Below are 16,965 nucleotides of genomic sequence, written 5' to 3'. Positions count from 1 at the left end.
GCCTCAGACCCACCCTCCCCGGCGCATGACCCTGCGCAGCGCCAGGTCGTCGTCGACGACGAGCAGGTCGGCCCTGTGGCCGGCCGCCAGCCGCCCGACGCCATCGAGCCCGAGCACGCCGGCCGGGGTGGCCGAGGCCGCAGTGACCGCCTCCAGCAACGGCACGCCCACGTCCCGGACGCACCAGCGCACGACGTCGAGCAGCGTGGCGACCCCGCCCGCGATGGCCCCGCCCTCGGCCAGCCGGGCCGTCCCCGCCTCGACCCGCACGTCCTGGCCGCCGAGCAGGTAGCTGCCGTCCGCCATACCGCTCGCGGCCATGGCGTCGGTGACCAGGCACAGCCCCTCGGCCCCGACGAGGTCGAAGAGCATCCGCACGGTGCCCGCGGCCAGGTGCACGCCGTCGCCGACGACCTCCAGGACCGCCTCGCCGCGGGCTGCGGCGGACAGGCAGGCCGCCAGCGGCCCCGGCGCCCGATGGTGCAGCGGGGGCATGCCGTTGAAGACGTGGGTGACCAGCGGGACCCCGCCGCGGGGAGCTGCGGCGAGGGCGCGGCGCAGGCCGTCCGCGGTGGTCCTGTCGTCGGCGTCGGTGTGCCCGACGGCGGCCAGCACGCCGTGACGGGCCAGCAGGGACGGCAGGGCGTCCGCGCCGCCTCGCTCGGGGGCGTACGTCATCTGCGCCCAAGCGTCCGGCGCGCCCGCGGCGTCCGCCGCCGCGGCGAGGGCCTCGACCAGGGCGGGGGCGACGTCGGTGAGCGCGTCGGCGCGCTGGGCGCCGCGCCGGGCGTGGGACAGGAACGGTCCCTCGAGGTGGACGGCCGCGAGCTCGCCGGCGGCGACCGCGGCTGCTGCGGTCGTCATGCCGGCCAGCAGGGTGCCCGGGTCGGCGGAGACCAGGCTGCCGACCAACGAGGTGGTGCCGTGGCGCAGGTGGTGGGCGGCGGCGGCGCTGGAGGCCGTGGGGTCCGGGCCGACCTCGCCGCCGGCGCCGCCGTGGCAGTGGGCGTCGACCAGCCCCGGCAGGATCGTCGCGCCGGCGGTCCACCCGTCCGGGGTGGTGACGTCGCGCCAGTCCGGCGGCAGGTCCGTGGCCGCGGTCGCGAAGGCAACCCGGTCGCCCTCGACCCCCACCACGGCGTCGGGCAGCACGGCGTGGGGAGTCACGACGCGACCGGTCAGCAGGAGGCGGGGGGAGCTCGGCGAGGGGGCCACCCGAGCATGATGCCCTGCCGGTGGCCCGGAGGGTAAATAAGTCACCAAGAACCGTTGACGTGTGCAGAAAAGATCCACCAGCATGAGCGGACCTCGGGCCACCGTCCCCTCCAGGCGGGATCGGTCCGCGCCATCAGACAGGGGAGTCCCACCATGGTCCGTGCCCACCGTTCCCTCACCCTGACGGCGGTGGTCGCGTCCGTCGCGGGTCTCGCCCTGACCGCCTGCAGCGGCGGGACGGGCTCCAGCTCGGCCGGCGCAGACAACGGCGCGGCGAAGAAGGTCAGCTCGATCAAGCTCGTGGCGGCGGAGTACTCCAAGGACCACACCGCCGCCTTCTGGAAGCAGTTCGCCGAGAAGTACAAGCAGAAGACGGGCATCAACCTCGACGTCCAGGTCGTCAGCTGGGACACGATCGACCAGACGTCCAGCACGATGATCCAGAACAACAACGCCCCGGACATCCTCAACCTCAACGCCTACGCGTCCTACGCCAAGGACGGCCTGCTCTACAACGGCGACGAGGTGCTGCCGGCCGCGGCGAAGAGCGACATCCTCGATGCCTTCGTCAAGAGCGGCAGCTACAACGGCAAGCTCTACGGCTTCCCCGACCTGTCCTCGGCCCGCGCGTTCTTCTACAACAAGGCCATCTTCAGCAAGGCCGGCATCGCAGCCCCGCCCAAGACGTGGGCCGAGCTCGAGGCGGACGCCAGGAAGATCTCCGCGCTCGGCGACGGCAGCATCGGCTACGCCCTCCCGCTCGGGCCGGAGGAGTCCCAGGGCGAGTTCTCCATGTGGCTGTTCAACAACAACGGCAGCTGGAAGAAGGACGGGAAGTGGACGGTCAACTCGCCCGAGAACGTCAAGGCCCTGAGCTTCCTGAAGAAGCTCACCGCCGAGAAGGTCACCCAGAACAACCCGGGCAAGACCAACCGCGCTGACGCCTTCAACCTCTTCGCGTCCGGGAAGGTCGGCATGGTGGTCGGCTTCTCGCCGCTCGCCGCCCAGCTCGACAAGGCCGGGACGGTGAAGTACGGCGTGGCGCCGATGCCCACCCAGGCCTCCGAGCCCCAGACGTTCGGCGTCACCGACTACCTCATGGCGTTCAAGAAGCCGGGCAACCAGGAGGCGGTCAAGGCCTTTTACGACCTCTACTACCAGAAGGACCAGGTCAACGAGTTCATCAAGGCCGAGGGCTTCCTGCCGGTGACCAGGAGCGGGCTGGACTTCTTCAAGGACGACGCCAAGCTCAAGGTCTACCTCGACACGCTGCCCAACGCGCACCTCACGCCGACCGACGACCCGACCTGGGACAAGGTCAAGCTCGCGGTGCAGCAGAACCTCGGCGCCGCGGTCTCCGCGGGCGGCGACCCGCAGAAGGTCCTCGACGACCTGCAGAAGCAGGCCGAGAACGGCGGCTGAGGTGCCCGACGGGGACGCCGGCACGGTGGTCGCGGAAGCGCCCGCGGCCACCGCCGCCTCCTCGAGGCGCGCGCGCCGCCGCGGGCGGCCAAGAGCAAGGGGTATGACGCGCCGCCGCACCGACCGCGCGTCGCTGGGCTCGGCCCTGCTCTGGCTCGGACCGGCGTTGCTGCTCATCGGCGGGGTGGTCGTGCTCCCCGCGGTCGAGCTGGTCCGTGCCTCGCTGAGCCGCTTCTCGATCACGGGCCTGCGCCTCGGTGACGCGGGCACGCGCAACTACACGGCGGTGCTCCAGCACCCCATGCTCATGACCGTCGTGATGAACACGGTCATCTGGGTCGTCGCGGTGGTGGCGCTCACGGTCGTCATCAGCCTGGCGGTGGCGCAGTTCCTGACCAAGGACTTCTGGGGCCGGACGGTGGTGCGGTGGGCGGTCATCGTGCCCTGGGCGGCCTCACTGGTCATCACGGCCAAGACCTTCGTGATGATCTACGACTACTACTACGGCACGCTCAACCTGCTGCTGGGCGCCGTCGGACTGGGGCCGGTCGACTTCCTGGGCAGCGACGCCTGGGTCATGTCCTCGATGGTGCTGGTGGGCGTCTTCGTCTCGGTCCCGTTCACCTCCTACGTGTTCGTGGCCGGGCTCAACGCCACGCCGACCGAGGTCTACGAGGCGGCGAAGGTCGACGGGGCCGGCCCGTGGCAGACGTGGTGGCGGATCACCCTGCCCCTGCTGCGACCCGCGCTCCTGGTCGCCGTCGTGCTCAACATCATCAACGTCTTCAACTCGTTCCCGATCATCTACGTGCTCAACGACCGCAACCCCGGCTTCGCCCACGACACGACGATCACGTTCATGTACAAGCTCGCGTTCAAGAGCGCGGAGAAGGACGTGGGCATGTCCGCGGCCGCCGGCGTCTTCAACGTCCTGCTGATCCTCGTGGTCGTGGTCGTCTACCTCAGGTTCACCCGGTGGCGGGAGGAGTCCGCATGACCACCCTCTCCACGACCCCGGGCGCCGCGCGTGCGCGCGCAGGCACACGGCATACCGGGTGGAGGCGCCACCGCACGTGGGTGATGCCGATCGCCGGGCTCGGGGTGATGCTGGTCTTCCTCGCGCCCTACGTCGTGATGCTGCTCAACTCGTTCCGGCCGAGCGCCGACGTCGTGCGCACGCCGCCGACCTTCCTGCCGCGGGTCTGGCAGCTGTCGACCTACGCGCAGGTGCTCGGCGACGACCGGTTCCTCGGCTGGCTGAAGACCTCACTGGTCGTGGCCAGCGCCTCCACGGCCATCGTCCTCGTCGTGTCCGTGCCGGCCGCCTACTACACGGCGCGGTTCCGGTTCCCCGGGCGCATGGCGTTCCTGCTGCTGGTGCTGGTCACCCAGATGTTCTCCCCGACGGCGCTCGTCGTCGGCATCTACCGCGAGTGGTTCAACCTCGACATGGTCAACACCTACGGCGCGCTGATCCTCACCAACGCGGCGTTCAACCTGGCGTTCGCGGTGTGGATCCTGCACGGCTTCTTCGGGTCCATCCCCAAGGAGGTCGAGGAGGCGGCCAACCTCGACGGCTGCAGCCGGTTCGGGACGCTGTGGCGGGTCATGCTGCCGCTCACCGTGCCGGGTCTGGTGACCGCGGTGATCTTCACCTTCATCGCCGCGTGGAACGAGTACGTCGTGGCCCTCACGCTGATGCTCGACGAGGACCGCAAGCCGCTGACCGTCGGGATCACCTCCTACGTCACGGGATACGAACAGCACTGGGACCAGCTGTTCGCCGCGTCCGTCATCGCGATCGTGCCGGTGGTGGTCCTCTTCGCGGTGATCGAGAAGCACCTCGTCGGCGGCCTCACCGCCGGGTCGGTGAAGTAGCGCGGTGCAGTGCCCGGTGGGGTGGCGCCGGGCCGCACGGGCACACCTCAGAAGAGGCGGGACTCCACGTCGTCGATGCCCTTGAGGGCGTCGTAGTCCAGCGTCACGCAGCGGATGCCGCGGTCGGTCGCGAGCGTGCGTGCCTGCGGCTTGATCTCCTGCGCCGCGAAGACGCCGGTGACCGGGCCCAGGTGCGGGTCGCGGTTCATCAGCTCGAGGTAGCGGGTCAGCTGCTCCACGCCGTCGATGTCGCCGCGCCGCTTGATCTCCACCGCCACGCTGGCGCCCGCCGCGTCCTTGCACAGGATGTCCACCGGGCCGATGGCCGTCATGTACTCCCGGCGCACCAGCGTGAAGCCCTCGCCCAGGGTGTGGATGTGCTCGGCCAGCAGCTTCTGCAGGTGGGCCTCGACGCCGTCCTTGACCAGGCCCGGGTCGACGCCGAGCTCGTGCGCCGAGTCGTGCAGCACCTCGTGCAGGCGCACCCGCAGCCGGTCCTCGGACTTGGCGTGCTGCACCAGCCACACGGCCTCGACGCCCTCGGCGACCTCGTGCTCCTCCGGCGCGGTCTCGGCCATGGCGCACGGCGGCGACATCCAGTTCAGCGGCTTGTAGGAGCCGCCGTCGCTGTGGACGAGCACCGACCCGTCGGCCTTGACCATGAGCAGCCGAGTGGCCAGGGGCAGGTGGGCGTTGAGCCGACCTTCGTAGTCGACGCTGCAGCGGGCAATGACGAGACGCACGGGGAGGGAGCCTAGCCCGCGGCCGGGTCCGGTGCCGAGACGGCGTCGTCGGGGACCTCGGCGCGGCGGGCCAGGGCCAGGCAGCCGCCCAGCGTGGCGACGAAGCCCAGCCCGGCCAGGACCGCGAAGCCGCTGCGGACGCTGTCACCCAGCCAGAGCAGGCCCACCGCCGCCGGCACCACGGTCTCGACCCCGAAGGTCACCGCCGCGGTCGTGGTCGCCGCGCCGCGGTCCAGCGCCAGCGCGTAGCAGACCATGCCCAGACCGCCGTATGCCGCGACGGCCCACGCGAGCGGGTCGGCCAGCAGGTGCCACCACGGGTCGGGGACGGACAGCACCCGCGCGGCGATCCCGAGCCCGCCGAAGCCGAGCCCGGCCGCGGTCGCCAGCAGGGGAGCGGCCCAGCGCGATGCCCGCGGCCGCTGCCAGCCGGCCACGGCGACCGCGGCGACCGGCACGGCAGCGGCCAGCACCACCCAGGTCCACGGTGCGGCCAGCGGCGTGGGCGACTCGGACCCCGCGCTGGCCGCGAGGGCCGCCAGCCCCAGGCCGACGACGGCCAGCGCGGCCACCTCGGCGCGCGAGAGCCGGGTCCCCAGCACCACGACGGCCAGCACCGCGGTGACCGCGACGCTGGAGGCGATCGCCGACTGCACGACGAACAGGGGCAGGCTGCGCAGCGCCACGAGCGAGGCGAGGAAGCCGACACCGTCGAGGGCCAGGCCCACGGCATACAGCCGTCCCTGCCAGGCCCGCCGCAGCAGGGGCGAGCCGGGCGCGGTCGCCGCCACGCGTCGCACGCCCACCGCCTGGAGCACCGTGGCGCTGCCGTAGCAGAGGGAGGCGGCGAGGGCGCCGAGCAGACCGAGCAGCATCCCGCGATCCTCGCAGGCCCGACACCGGGCTCGCGCGCCGTCCGCTGGCCGGACGGGTGTGACCAGAGCCTCGCGCGCAGCGCCTCCCGGCGGCCCCCGGGGCTCTGCCAGACTCACCGCCATGGCTCGCGAAATCAGCACAGTCGGCGTCATCGGCCTGGGCACCATGGGTGCCGGCATCGTCGAGGTCTTCGCCCGCAACGGGCTCTCCGTGGTGGCCGTGGAGGCCAACCCCGAGGGGGTCGAGAAGGGCAAGGGGGTGCTCCAGCACTCGACCGACCGCGCCGTCACCCGCGGCAAGCTGAGCGAGCAGGACCAGGCCGCGCTGCACGCCCGCATCCAGTTCACCGCCGACCTGGGCGACCTCGCCGAGTGCGACCTCGTCGTCGAGGCCGTTCCCGAGCACCTGGACCTCAAGCGCCAGATCTTCGCCCGGCTGGACGAGATCGTGAAGCCCGACGCGATCCTCGCGACCAACACCTCGAGCCTGTCGGTCACCGAGATCTCCGTGGCCACGCACAACCCGCGCCGCGTCGTGGGCATGCATTTCTTCAACCCGGCGCCGGTCCTGAAGTTCGTCGAGGTCATCCGCACCGTCGTCACCGAGGAGGGCGTGGTCGACGACGTCAAGGCCCTCGCCGAGCGCCTCGGCAAGCTGCCGGTCGTCGTGGGCGACAAGGCCGGGTTCATCGCCAACGCGCTGCTGTTCGGCTACCTCAACCACGCGGTCTCGATGTTCGAGAGCCGTTACGCCACGCGTGAGGACATCGACGCGGCCATGCAGCTCGGCTGCGGCCTGCCGATGGGCCCGCTGGCGCTGATGGACCTGATCGGCCTCGACACGGCCTACGAGATCCTCGACACGATGTACAAGCAGGGCCGCGACCGCCTGCACGCGCCGAGCCCGGTGCTCAAGCAGATGGTCACCGCCGGCCTCAAGGGCCGCAAGACCGGGCGCGGCTTCTACACCTACGACGAGCCGGGCTCCTCCAAGGTCGTGCCCGACCAGCTCACGCCCCATGACGGCGAGGCCCATGTCGCGCTGCGCGAGGTGCGCTCGGTCGGCGTCGTCGGCTCGGGCACCATGGCCACCGGCATCGTCGAGGTCTTCGCCAAGGCCGGCCACGCGGTGACGTTCGTGGCGCGCTCGCAGGCCAAGGTCGAGGCGGTGCAGGCGGCCCTGGCCAAGTCCCTCGAGAAGGCCGTGCAGCGCGGCAAGCTCGACGAGGCCGCCCGCGACGCCGCCCTGGCCCGGGTCAGTGGGACGACGAGCCTGGACGACCTCGCGCAGGTCGACCTCGTCGTCGAGGCCGTCGTGGAGGACCTCAAGGTCAAGCAGGCGCTCTTCGAGAACCTCGACGAGATCTGCCGGCCCGGCGCGATCCTGGCCACCACGACCTCCTCGCTGCCGGTCATCGAGTGCGCGTCCGCGACGAAGCGGCCGCAGGACGTCGTCGGCATGCACTTCTTCAACCCCGCCCAGGTGATGAAGCTCGTCGAGGTCGTCCACACGGTATCCACCGCCGACGACGTCGTCGCCACGGTCCAGCACCTGTGCAAGGAGATCGGCAAGCACCCGGTCACCTGCGGCGACCGCGCCGGCTTCATCGTCAACGCCCTGCTCTTCCCCTACCTCAACGACGCCGTGAAGATGCTCGAGGCGCACTACGCCAGCGCCGAGGACATCGACACCGCGATGAAGACCGGCTGTGGCTACCCGATGGGTCCCTTCGAGCTGCTCGACGTCGTCGGCCTCGACGTCTCCCTGGCGATCCAGCGCGAGCTCTACCTCGAGTTCCGCGAGCGGGGCTTCGCGCCGGCGCCGCTGCTGGAGCACCTGGTCACGGCGGGCTACCTCGGTCGCAAGACCGGCCGGGGCTTCCGCACCTACGCCTGAGCCCGGGTCACCCCGCGCCGGTATGCCGCGCACCTCACCGGAGGTGCGCGGCATACCGCTGTCCGGGGCCGTGGCGGCGTAACGTTTCCCCCCGCTGACCGCGTCCTTGGGGGCATGAAGCGAACACGATCAGCAGGGGGTGGGGGATGAGGTCGTCACCGGACCTCGAGGCTTACGTCGCCGAGGCGCTGCCACGGCTGCTGGGCCTCGCCCACGCGATGACGGGCAGCCGTGCCGAGGCCGAGGACCTCGTCCAGGACACCCTCGCCAAGCTCCTCGACGGGGGCTGGCGCAAGGCCCGGGCCGCCGACCACGTCGACGCCTACGTGCGCCGGATCCTGGTGAACACCTGGATCAGCAGTCGCCGCCGTCGCTGGACCAGGGAGCTGGTCTCCCACGCGGTGGTCACGCTCGACCGGGCCCGGCCGGGGGAGGCCGGCCACGGCGAGCTGCTGGGCCAGCGGGAGGAGCTGGTCCAGGCCCTGCGCGGCCTGCCGCCGCGCCAACGCGCAGCCCTGGCGCTGCGCTACTACGACGACCTGCCCGACGCCGCCATCGCCGAGGTCCTCGGCTGCAGCGCCGGTGCCGTCCGGTCGTCCATCCACCGCGGGCTGCGCGCGCTGCGCGACCAGCTGCCCGCAGCCGAGCTTCGTGGGGTGAGGTCATGAACGAGCAGTCCCGGGACAGCCTGCCGGACGTCGAGCGCGCGCTGCGCTCGCTGTATGACGGGCCGGTCGCCTTCGACCTGTCCGCGGTCACCGAGGGCGCGACCCGACGGGCCCGGCGTCGCCGCCGGACCCGCGCGGTGGCCACCGCGGCCGGCGCGACGGTTGCGGTGGGCCTCGTGGCGACCGCGGCGTTCGCGGCGAGCCTGCACCCGCAGCCCTCCGCCCAACCGGCCGGTGGAGCGACGGGCGCGTCGGCGACCACGACGACGTCCCCGGCCACCCGGACCCGACCGGCGCAGGCCAGGGTCGGGAAGCCGTTGTACGGCATGCCGGACGTCGCGCCGACCGGGTCCGAGCTCGTGGGCGGGGTGACGTTCTACTCCGACGGGGGCGACTACGGGGGCTCGGCGCCCGCGATGGACGCGCAGAGCTGCCAGGAGCCGGGGCGCACCGGGCGCCCCGAGGTGGCCGCCCGGAGCTGGTCGTTCCTCGAGGAGGGCAGCGACCCGAGCGGCAACCAGGCCACCGTGACCCTCACGGGATGGGCCACGGGGACCGGGCCTGCTGCCATGGCCGAGCTGGTCGCCGACACGGGCCTGTGCGCGTTCATGCACCCGCAGACGCCCCTGGTGTGGCCGGGCCACGCGGCACCGGACCACTGGCTCGCCGTCTCCGGGCGCAGCGGGGACACGCGCCAGGTCACCGCCGCCACCCGCGTCGGGGACGTGCTGGTCACCGTCGTGTCGAGGTCGCGCTCGGAGGCGACGGCGGTGCAGATGTCGACCCGCATGGCCGACACGGCGGTCGACAAGCTCAGGGCCAGTGGGCTTCCGGCGGCCGAGGGCAAGGCCTGCGGTACGGACGTGTCCTGCCCGCCGGCGACCGCGAAGCCCAGGGACGCCGACGCGCCGCGGACGATGGCCTCCGTGAACGCCTGGGCCGTGCCGGACGTGCACCCCAAGGACCCGGCGGTGCTCGGGTCGCTGGCGGCGACACAGGGACCGGCCAGCGGGCTGGACGACATGGCGATCCCCAACATCCCGCCGGTCATGGGCCCGCAGAGCTGCCAGGACGGACGGCGCTCCGGCCTCACCCCGGTGGCCGGGCGGACCTGGGCCTATGGCGACCCCGCGACGACCGGGCCCGGCGGGAGCACCGGCACCCTGACCGTCACCGGGTGGGAGCGCGGGGCGGGGCCGACCGCGATGGCCGACATCATCGACAACAGCGGCTTCTGCCGGTTCGTCCACCCGTTCCGGGCTCAGCCCTGGACCGCCCACACCGGCGTCGACCACTGGCTCGGCACGTGGACCGACGCCGCGGCCACCCAGCAGGTGACGGCGGTGGCGGTGACCCGCCTCGGCGACGTGCTGGTGGCCACCAGCGTCACCGGCCCGGACCGCGCCGGCGCCGTCCGGACGGCGACCGCCATGACCGACGAGGCCGCAGGTCGGCTGCGGACGAGCGGCCTCCCGGCGGTCGGCGGTCGCTGACCCGCAAGAGGTGTGCCGCGCACGTCACCGGACGTGCGCGGCACACCCGCGTCCGGGCCTGAGAGAATCGGGGCCATGCCCCGCAGCAACCGACCCCGCCGAGGGGGAGTCCCGCGCGGTCGGGGGAGCGAGGCTCCCCTCGACCTGGGCCGGGCCCTCGGCGGGGTCGAGCGGCGTGAGTCCTTCGCCGGGGCCGACTGGTTCGTCCGCCGGATCTCCGGCGCCGGCTCCACGAAGGCCTACCGGTGCCCGGGCTGCCAGCAGGAGGTGGCCCCCGGCATACCGCACGTCGTCGCCTGGCCGGCCGACGGCCTCGGCAGCGTGGAGGACCGGAGGCACTGGCACACCCCCTGCTGGTCGGCCCGCGACCGGCGACGACCCCAAGGATCGACGCGTTGACCCACCACGCCCGCCACGAGATCCGGGCCAACACGGTCCTGCCCGCCCGGCGCGAGGACATCGAGCTGCACACCGCCGACGGGCTGACGCTCGTCGGCGAGCTGGCGCTCCCGCTCGAGCGCGACCCGGTCGCCACGCTGGTGACGCTGCACCCGCTGCCGACCCACGGTGGCTACATGGACAGCCACGTCTTCAAGAAGGCGTCCCACCGGCTGCCGGCGCTCGCCGACATCGCGGTGCTGCGGTTCAACACCCGCGGCACGACCTCACCGCGTGGCACCTCGCAGGGGGCCTTCGACAACGCCGAGGGCGAGCGCTTCGACGTGGCCGCGGCGATCGAGTACGCCGAGTTCCACGACCTGCCGCACCGCTGGCTGGTCGGCTGGTCCTTCGGCACCGACCTGACGCTGATGTACGGCAACGACCCGGCGGTCGAGGGCGCGATCCTGCTCAGCCCGCCGCTGCGGTTCAGCCGGCCCGAGCACCTGCAGGCGTGGGCCGACGGGGGCAAGCCGCTGGTGGCGCTGGTGCCCGAGCACGACGACTACCTCCAACCGGCCGAGGCGACCCAGCGCTTCGGCGCCGTGCCGCAGGCGAAGGTGATCGGCGTCGACGGCGCCAAGCACCTGTGGGTGGGGGAGAACTATGTGCGCCGCGCGCTCGACGAGATCGTCGCCGTGGTCGCCCCGGGACGCGAGCCCCTGCCGACCCACTGGAACGGCCCCCTCGACTGACCCGCCCGAGCGACCCGGCAGGAGGGGTCAGGCGCGGCGCTGGCGGGGGAGCAGGACCTCTTCGTAGATGAGCAGCAGGCCCGCGGCGATCGGGATCGCCAGCAGCGCGCCGAGCATGCCCAGCAGCGTGCCCCCGATCAGGGCGGCGACGATGGTGATGGCGCCGGGCACCGAGACGGTCCGCTGCATGATCCGCGGGGCGACCACGTAGTTCTCGATCTGCTGGTAGACCACGTAGTAGACGAGGGCGATGATCGCCTTCTTCGGCTCGTCGAAGAAGGCCACCGTGCAGACCACCGCCGCGCCGAGCGAGGCGCCGACCAGCGGCACGAGGCCGAGGATGCCGACCGCGACCGCGAGCACCGCCGCGTAGGGGATGCCCACGATCGACATCATGATCCAGCTCGCGAACGCGTTGATCCCGGCGACGGCCACCTGCCCGATGGCGTAGCTGCCGACCCGGCGCAGGATCTCTTCGGTCAGCGAGATGAACCGCGGGCGGCGGCTGGCCGGGATCATCCCGTAGGCCGCGCGCTTGATCGCCGGCAGCGAGGCCAGGAAGTACAGCGTGAGGATCAGGACGGTGAAGAAGGCGAAGAAGCCCGACAGCACCGCCTTGCCCGCGCCGAGCACCCCGCCGAAGAGCTGGCTCATGAAGCTGCTGTCGGTGACCCGCTTCTGGAACTCCGCCTGGAACTTGTCCAGCACGTGGTAGTGGCTGTCGAAGTTCTTCACGAGCCGGTTGTTGAGCAGGCTGTTGAGGTAGTCGGGGGCGTTCTTGGCCAGGTCGCCGCCCTGGGTCGCCACCGGCGGCACGACGAGGAAGCCGAGCGCCACGAACAGCCCGGTCAGGCCGAGGAAGATCAGCGTCACCGCCCACGCGCGGCGCACACCGCGCCGGGTCAGCCACTCCACGAGCGGGTTCAGCGCGAGCGTCAGGAAGAAGGCGACGAGCAGCAGCGTGATGACCTGGGTCAGTCGGCCGATCGCGTTGAACAGCGTGTAGGCGACCAGCACCCCGAAGGCCCCGACGAAGCCGACGTAGAAGGGGGAGTGCCGGTTCAGCGGCTGGCCGGCCAGGCCGTACTGCGGCAGGGCCTGGGTGGGCATTGTCTGCACCGGCGGGACGGTCTGCGCCGGCGGGACGGTCTGCTCCTCACCGGCACGCTCGGCGTCGAGCCGGCGCTGCTCGGCCTCCACCTCCTCGGCGAGGGCCTCGTAGTCGGTGTCGTCGATGACCACCGGCCCACGGTTGCTCTCGCGCAGCGCCGTGCGCTGGCGCCGCCGGAACTCTGCCCACCGCTCCCACATGACTGGACCTCCCGCGCGCGAGCCTAGTCGGCGCGGGAGGTCCAGTGTCGGCGCAGCGCGCCGACGGGGGTCGGGTGGTGGCTCAGGCGTCGCGGAACCGGTTGATCGCGGCCTCGAGCGGCTCGCGCTTGGCCGGGTTGGTGATGCCCAGGCCGGCCTCGGGGGCCAGCGCCAGCACGCCGACCTTGCCCTGGTGCAGGTTGCGGTGCACGTCGTACGCCGCCTGGCCCACGTCCTCCAGGGCGTAGGTCTTGGACAGCGTCGGGTGGATCAGCCCGCGGTTGATCAGGTCGTTGGCCTCGAACGCCTCGCGGTAGTTGGCGAAGTGCGAGCCGATGATGCGCTTGAGGTTCATCCACAGGTAGCGGTTGTCGTACTCGTGCATGAAGCCCGAGGTCGAGGCGCAGGTCACGATCGTGCCGCCCTTGCGCGCGACGTAGACCGAGGCGCCGAAGGTCTCCCGGCCGGGGTGCTCGAAGACGATGTCGGGGTCCTTGCCGCCGGTCAGCTCGCGGATCTTGGCCCCGAACCGCTTCCACTCGCGCTGGTCCTGGGTGGCCTCGTCCTTCCAGAACTTGTAGCCCTCGGCGTTGCGGTCGATGACCAGCTCGGCGCCCATGGCGTGGCAGATCTCGGCCTTCTCCGGGCTGGAGACGACACAGACCGGGGTCGCGCCGGAGGCCAGCGCCATCTGGGTCGCGTACGAGCCCAGGCCGCCGCTGGCGCCCCAGATGAGCACCGTGTCACCGAGCTTCATCCCGGCACCGTTGCGGGAGACCAGCTGGCGGTATGCCGTGCTGTTCACCAGCCCGGGGGAGGCCGCCTCCTCCCACGTGAGGTGGTCGGGCTTGGGCATGAGCTGGTTGGTCTTGACCAGGGCGAGCTCGGCCAGGCCGCCGAAGTTGGTCTCGAAGCCCCAGATGCGCTGCTCCGGGTCGAGCATCGTGTCGTTGTGGCCGTCGGGGTGCTCGAGCTCGACGGAGAGGCAGTGCGCGACGACCTCGTCGCCGGGCTTCCACGCGTGCACGCCGGGGCCGGTGCGCAGCACGACGCCGGACAGGTCCGAGCCGACGACGTGGTACGGCAGGTCGTGCCGCTTGGCCAGCGGCGAGGTGCGGCCGTAGCGCTCGAGGAACCCGAACGTCGAGACCGGCTCGAAGATCGAGGTCCACACGGTGTTGTAGTTGATGGCGCTGGCCATCACGGCCACGATCGCCTCGCCCGGGCCGAGCTCGGGGACGGGCACGTCCTCGACGTGCAGGCTCTTGCGCGGGTCCTTGTCCCGGCTGGAGAGCCCCTCGAACATCCCGGCCTCGTCCTTGTGCACCGTTACGGCGCGGTAGGACGGCGGAACCTCAAGAGCGGCAAAGGTCTCCGGGGATCGGTCGCCGGAGAGGATTGCGTCGCGGATGGCCTGCATGGTCGTACTCCTCAGCTGGGGGAGACCGCCTCGCGGTCAGGCGTGGACTGCCGCCGAAACTACTGTCGGGTAGCCGGTCGTGGGCAGGGACTGAGAGCCCGACCACACGGTGACCTGCATCACCGGCAGTGCCGGATCAGTGGTTGGTGCCGCTCGCGGGCTCGACGAGCTCGACGAGGACGCCGCCGGCGTCCTTGGGGTGGATGAAGTTGACCCGGCTGTCCGACGTCCCGCGCTTGGGCACGTCGTAGAGCAGGCGCAGCCCGCGCTCCCGGAGCACCCGGCATACAGCCTCGATGTCCTCGACCCGGTAGGCGAGCTGCTGCATGCCCGGGCCGGAGCGCTCGAGGAACTTCGCGATGGTCGAGGCGGGGGACAGCGGCGCGAGGAGCTGGATGCAGGAGCCGGAGTCGCCGACGGCCATCATCGCCTCGCGCACCCCCTGCTCCTCGTTGACCTCCTCGTGGGCCAGGCGCATGCCGTAGGTGTCGCGGTAGAACGCGATGGCCTCGTCGAGGTCGGGGACGGCGACACCGACGTGGTCGATGGCCGTGAACAGGTGCGTCGGGAGGGCTGCCATGGCGGCCAGCCTAGGCAGCCGCGCAGGTCGCGGGCAGCGCTCCCGGCTGTGTCCCTCACCACGGTTCGCACCCGTATGCCGCGGGCTAGAGTGGCGCTGAAACCACCCCTGGCGTTGGAGGCTTGGCATGAGCACGGACCGTCCCACTTCAGTCATCGTCGCCGGTGCGCGTACCCCGATGGGCCGCCTGCTCGGCTCGCTGAAGGGCTTCTCGGGCGCGGACCTCGGTGGCGTCGCGATCAAGGGCGCCCTGGACAAGGCCGGCATCAGCGGCGAGCAGGTCGACTACGTGATCATGGGCCAGGTCCTGCAGGCCGGCGCCGGGCAGATCCCCGCCCGCCAGGCCGCGGTGAAGGCCGGCATCCCGATGAACGTCCCGGCGCTGACCATCAACAAGGTCTGCCTCTCCGGCATCGACGCCATCGCCCTGGCCGACCAGCTCATCCGCGCCGGCGAGTTCGAGGTCGTTGTCGCCGGTGGCCAGGAGTCGATGACCAACGCCCCTCACCTGCTGGAGAAGTCGCGCGAGGGCTTCAAGTACGGCGACGTGACGATGCGGGACCACATGGCCTTCGACGGCCTGTGGGACGCGTTCACCGACCAGGCGATGGGGCTGCTCACGGAGCAGGCCAACAAGGGTGACCTGGAGTTCAGCCGCGAGGCGCAGGACGAGTTCTCCGCCCGCAGCCACCAGCTCGCGGCCAAGGCGTGGAAGGACGGCCTCTTCGACGACGAGGTCGTGCCGGTCTCCATCCCGCAGCGCAAGGGCGACCCGATCGAGTTCAAGTCCGACGAGGGCATCCGCGCCGACACGACCGCGGAGTCCCTGGGCAAGCTGCGCCCGGCCTTCAGCAAGGACGGCACCATCACGGCCGGGTCCGCCTCGCAGATCTCCGACGGCGCCGCCGCGGTCGTGGTGATGAGCAAGGCCAAGGCGCAGGAGCTGGGCCTGTCCTGGATCGCCGAGATCGGCGCCCACGGCGTCGTCGCCGGCCCGGACTCCTCGCTGCAGAGCCAGCCGGCCCGCGCCATCGCCCTCGCCTGCGAGAAGGAGGGCATCACGCCCGCCGACCTCGACCTCGTCGAGATCAACGAGGCGTTCGCGGCGGTCGGCCTGGCCTCCACCAAGGAGCTGGGCATCGACCCCGAGATCGTCAACGTCAACGGCGGCGCCATCGCCCTCGGCCACCCGATCGGCATGTCCGGTGCGCGGATCGCGCTGCACCTGGCGCTGGAGCTGGGGCGTCGCGGTGGCGGCGTGGGAGCGGCCGCGCTGTGTGGCGGCGGCGGCCAGGGCGACGCCCTGATCGTCCGCGTCCCCAAGGCCTGACGGCCCAGCCACCCACCCCGGACAGAGAGCGGAGCCCATGGCATCGCGCCCCGTTGACGTGCCCGCCCTGGTCGAGTCGGCCAGGGCGGGCTCGCCGCGCGCCGTCGCGCGGCTGATCTCCCTCGTCGAGGACGGCCACCCCGCGCTGCGCGAGGTGATGGCCGCACTGGCCCCGCATGCCGGGCGGGCCCACGTCATCGGGATCACCGGCAGCCCCGGCGTGGGCAAGTCGACCTCCACCAACGCCCTCGTCGGGGCGTTCCGGGCGCGCGGCCAGCGGGTCGGGGTGCTGGCCGTCGACCCGTCCTCGCCGTTCTCCGGCGGTGCGCTGCTCGGGGACCGGGTGCGGATGCAGGACCACGCGCTCGACCCCGAGGTCTACATCCGGTCCATGGCCAGCCGCGGCCACCTCGGCGGACTGTCCTGGACCACCCCTCAGGCGCTGCGGGTGCTCGACGCGGCCGGCTGCGAGGTGATCCTCGTCGAGACCGTCGGCGTCGGGCAGAGCGAGGTCGAGGTGGCCGGGCTGGCCGACACGACCATCGTGCTGCTGGCCCCCGGCATGGGCGACGGGATCCAGGCCGCCAAGGCCGGCATCCTGGAGATCGGTGACGTCTTCGTCGTCAACAAGGCCGACCGCGAGGGCGCCGACGCCACGGTGCGCGACATCCGGCACATGATCAGCCTCGGCGACCGCACCGAGCCCAACCTCTGGCGCCCCCCGGTGGTCAAGACCGTTGCGGCACAAGGCCAGGGCGTCGACGAGGTCATGGAGTCCATCGACAAGCACTACGCCTGGATGGAGTCCACCGGCGTGCTGAGGGAGCGCCGCGTCCGCCGGGCCGGTGACGAGATCGAGGCCATCGCGCTGGCCGCCCTGCGCGAGCGCATGGGCGACCTGCGCCACGGCAACGGCGTGGACGAGCTGGCCGCCCAGGTGGTGGACGGGACGACCGACCCGTATGCCGCCGCAGACCAGGTCGTCGCCGCCCTCACCTGA

At 72.0% G+C, this 16,965-nt stretch carries 16 protein-coding genes; 10 read left to right on the top strand and 6 right to left on the bottom strand.

Annotation, left to right across the window (positions count from 1 at the left end):
- Window positions 1-3 precede the first annotated feature (3 nt).
- Window positions 4-1,215 carry an N-acetylglucosamine-6-phosphate deacetylase gene (locus AC3ANM_RS06435; RefSeq protein ID WP_488287315.1) on the bottom strand — a complete coding sequence of 404 codons (1,212 nt, stop codon included), beginning with the start codon at window positions 1,213-1,215 and terminating at the stop codon, window positions 4-6.
- Between the two features lie 153 nt (window positions 1,216-1,368).
- Between AC3ANM_RS06435 and AC3ANM_RS06430 the strand changes: the two genes are divergently transcribed.
- From AC3ANM_RS06430 to AC3ANM_RS06420, 3 genes are all read left to right on the top strand, one after another.
- Entirely contained in the window at window positions 1,369-2,637 is a 1,269-nt protein-coding gene (locus tag AC3ANM_RS06430) for an extracellular solute-binding protein (RefSeq protein WP_488287314.1), read from the top strand.
- Between the two features lie 103 nt (window positions 2,638-2,740).
- Window positions 2,741-3,634, top strand: coding sequence for a carbohydrate ABC transporter permease (locus AC3ANM_RS06425; RefSeq protein ID WP_488287313.1), 894 nt, complete (start codon window positions 2,741-2,743; stop codon window positions 3,632-3,634).
- The gene (locus tag AC3ANM_RS06420; RefSeq protein ID WP_488287312.1) at window positions 3,631-4,515 is read left to right on the top strand and encodes a carbohydrate ABC transporter permease; all 885 of its coding nucleotides are present in this window, start codon (window positions 3,631-3,633) and stop codon (window positions 4,513-4,515) included. Before AC3ANM_RS06425 ends, AC3ANM_RS06420 begins: the two co-directional genes overlap by 4 nt.
- A gap of 47 nt (window positions 4,516-4,562) precedes the next feature.
- Here the strand turns inward: AC3ANM_RS06420 and nucS are convergent, their stop codons facing one another.
- A complete protein-coding gene (gene nucS, locus AC3ANM_RS06415; protein ID WP_488287311.1) occupies window positions 4,563-5,258 on the bottom strand; it encodes an endonuclease NucS in 696 nt (231 codons plus the stop codon).
- Between the two features lie 11 nt (window positions 5,259-5,269).
- Window positions 5,270-6,133, bottom strand: a complete 864-nt coding sequence (locus AC3ANM_RS06410; RefSeq protein ID WP_488287310.1) for a hypothetical protein — start codon at window positions 6,131-6,133, stop codon at window positions 5,270-5,272.
- Window positions 6,134-6,254: 121 nt separating this feature from the next.
- Between AC3ANM_RS06410 and AC3ANM_RS06405 the strand changes: the two genes are divergently transcribed.
- The 5 genes from AC3ANM_RS06405 (at window position 6,255) to AC3ANM_RS06385 (ending at window position 11,324) form a co-directional block, all read left to right on the top strand.
- Window positions 6,255-8,030 carry a 3-hydroxyacyl-CoA dehydrogenase family protein gene (locus AC3ANM_RS06405; protein WP_488287309.1) on the top strand — a complete coding sequence of 592 codons (1,776 nt, stop codon included), beginning with the start codon at window positions 6,255-6,257 and terminating at the stop codon, window positions 8,028-8,030.
- Between the two features lie 146 nt (window positions 8,031-8,176).
- Window positions 8,177-8,698 carry a SigE family RNA polymerase sigma factor gene (locus AC3ANM_RS06400; protein WP_488287308.1) on the top strand — a complete coding sequence of 174 codons (522 nt, stop codon included), beginning with the start codon at window positions 8,177-8,179 and terminating at the stop codon, window positions 8,696-8,698.
- The gene (locus tag AC3ANM_RS06395) at window positions 8,695-10,191 is read left to right on the top strand and encodes a hypothetical protein (RefSeq protein ID WP_488287307.1); all 1,497 of its coding nucleotides are present in this window, start codon (window positions 8,695-8,697) and stop codon (window positions 10,189-10,191) included. The genes AC3ANM_RS06400 and AC3ANM_RS06395 overlap by 4 nt, the downstream gene beginning before the upstream one ends.
- Before the next feature lie 75 nt (window positions 10,192-10,266).
- On the top strand, window positions 10,267-10,590 hold the full coding sequence (locus AC3ANM_RS06390; RefSeq protein WP_488287306.1) for a hypothetical protein: 324 nt from the start codon (window positions 10,267-10,269) through the stop codon (window positions 10,588-10,590).
- A complete protein-coding gene (locus tag AC3ANM_RS06385) occupies window positions 10,587-11,324 on the top strand; it encodes an alpha/beta hydrolase (protein ID WP_488287305.1) in 738 nt (245 codons plus the stop codon). The genes AC3ANM_RS06390 and AC3ANM_RS06385 overlap by 4 nt, the downstream gene beginning before the upstream one ends.
- Window positions 11,325-11,351: 27 nt before the next feature.
- Here AC3ANM_RS06385 and AC3ANM_RS06380 read toward each other — a convergent pair whose 3' ends face one another.
- From AC3ANM_RS06380 to mce, 3 genes are all read right to left on the bottom strand, one after another.
- Window positions 11,352-12,635, bottom strand: a complete 1,284-nt coding sequence (locus AC3ANM_RS06380; protein ID WP_488287304.1) for an AI-2E family transporter — start codon at window positions 12,633-12,635, stop codon at window positions 11,352-11,354.
- 82 nt (window positions 12,636-12,717) lie between these two features.
- Window positions 12,718-14,055: a crotonyl-CoA carboxylase/reductase gene (gene ccrA / locus AC3ANM_RS06375; RefSeq protein WP_488287303.1), complete on the bottom strand. Its 1,338-nt coding sequence runs from the start codon at window positions 14,053-14,055 to the stop codon at window positions 12,718-12,720.
- A 136-nt stretch (window positions 14,056-14,191) separates the two neighbouring features.
- On the bottom strand, window positions 14,192-14,635 hold the full coding sequence (mce, locus tag AC3ANM_RS06370; protein ID WP_488287302.1) for a methylmalonyl-CoA epimerase: 444 nt from the start codon (window positions 14,633-14,635) through the stop codon (window positions 14,192-14,194).
- A gap of 127 nt (window positions 14,636-14,762) precedes the next feature.
- On the opposite strand from mce, the gene AC3ANM_RS06365 reads away from it, so the two are divergent.
- On the top strand, window positions 14,763-15,965 hold the full coding sequence (locus AC3ANM_RS06365) for an acetyl-CoA C-acetyltransferase (protein WP_488287301.1): 1,203 nt from the start codon (window positions 14,763-14,765) through the stop codon (window positions 15,963-15,965).
- A gap of 37 nt (window positions 15,966-16,002) precedes the next feature.
- The gene (meaB, locus tag AC3ANM_RS06360) at window positions 16,003-16,965 is read left to right on the top strand and encodes a methylmalonyl Co-A mutase-associated GTPase MeaB (RefSeq protein ID WP_488287300.1); all 963 of its coding nucleotides are present in this window, start codon (window positions 16,003-16,005) and stop codon (window positions 16,963-16,965) included.

The organism is Oryzihumus sp. JJN4-3R (assembly GCF_057747915.1).
The sequence above is the reverse complement of the archived record's forward strand: the minus strand, read 5'-3'. Positions and strand labels throughout refer to the sequence as shown.

Bases quoted from the DNA above. Each gene is read 5' to 3' on its own strand.
- mce (WP_488287302.1), bottom strand. From the start codon at position 14,635: ATGGCAGCCCTCCCGACGCACCTGTTCACGGCCATCGACCACGTCGGT.
- AC3ANM_RS06410 (WP_488287310.1), bottom strand. From the start codon at position 6,133: ATGCTGCTCGGTCTGCTCGGCGCCCTCGCCGCCTCCCTCTGCTACGGC.
- AC3ANM_RS06365 (WP_488287301.1), top strand. From the start codon at position 14,763: ATGAGCACGGACCGTCCCACTTCAGTCATCGTCGCCGGTGCGCGTACC.
- AC3ANM_RS06430 (WP_488287314.1), top strand. From the start codon at position 1,369: ATGGTCCGTGCCCACCGTTCCCTCACCCTGACGGCGGTGGTCGCGTCC.
- AC3ANM_RS06395 (WP_488287307.1), top strand. From the start codon at position 8,695: ATGAACGAGCAGTCCCGGGACAGCCTGCCGGACGTCGAGCGCGCGCTG.
- AC3ANM_RS06425 (WP_488287313.1), top strand. From the start codon at position 2,741: ATGACGCGCCGCCGCACCGACCGCGCGTCGCTGGGCTCGGCCCTGCTC.
- AC3ANM_RS06420 (WP_488287312.1), top strand. From the start codon at position 3,631: ATGACCACCCTCTCCACGACCCCGGGCGCCGCGCGTGCGCGCGCAGGC.
- AC3ANM_RS06400 (WP_488287308.1), top strand. From the start codon at position 8,177: ATGAGGTCGTCACCGGACCTCGAGGCTTACGTCGCCGAGGCGCTGCCA.
- AC3ANM_RS06390 (WP_488287306.1), top strand. From the start codon at position 10,267: ATGCCCCGCAGCAACCGACCCCGCCGAGGGGGAGTCCCGCGCGGTCGG.
- meaB (WP_488287300.1), top strand. From the start codon at position 16,003: ATGGCATCGCGCCCCGTTGACGTGCCCGCCCTGGTCGAGTCGGCCAGG.
- AC3ANM_RS06405 (WP_488287309.1), top strand. From the start codon at position 6,255: ATGGCTCGCGAAATCAGCACAGTCGGCGTCATCGGCCTGGGCACCATG.
- AC3ANM_RS06380 (WP_488287304.1), bottom strand. From the start codon at position 12,635: ATGTGGGAGCGGTGGGCAGAGTTCCGGCGGCGCCAGCGCACGGCGCTG.
- ccrA (WP_488287303.1), bottom strand. From the start codon at position 14,055: ATGCAGGCCATCCGCGACGCAATCCTCTCCGGCGACCGATCCCCGGAG.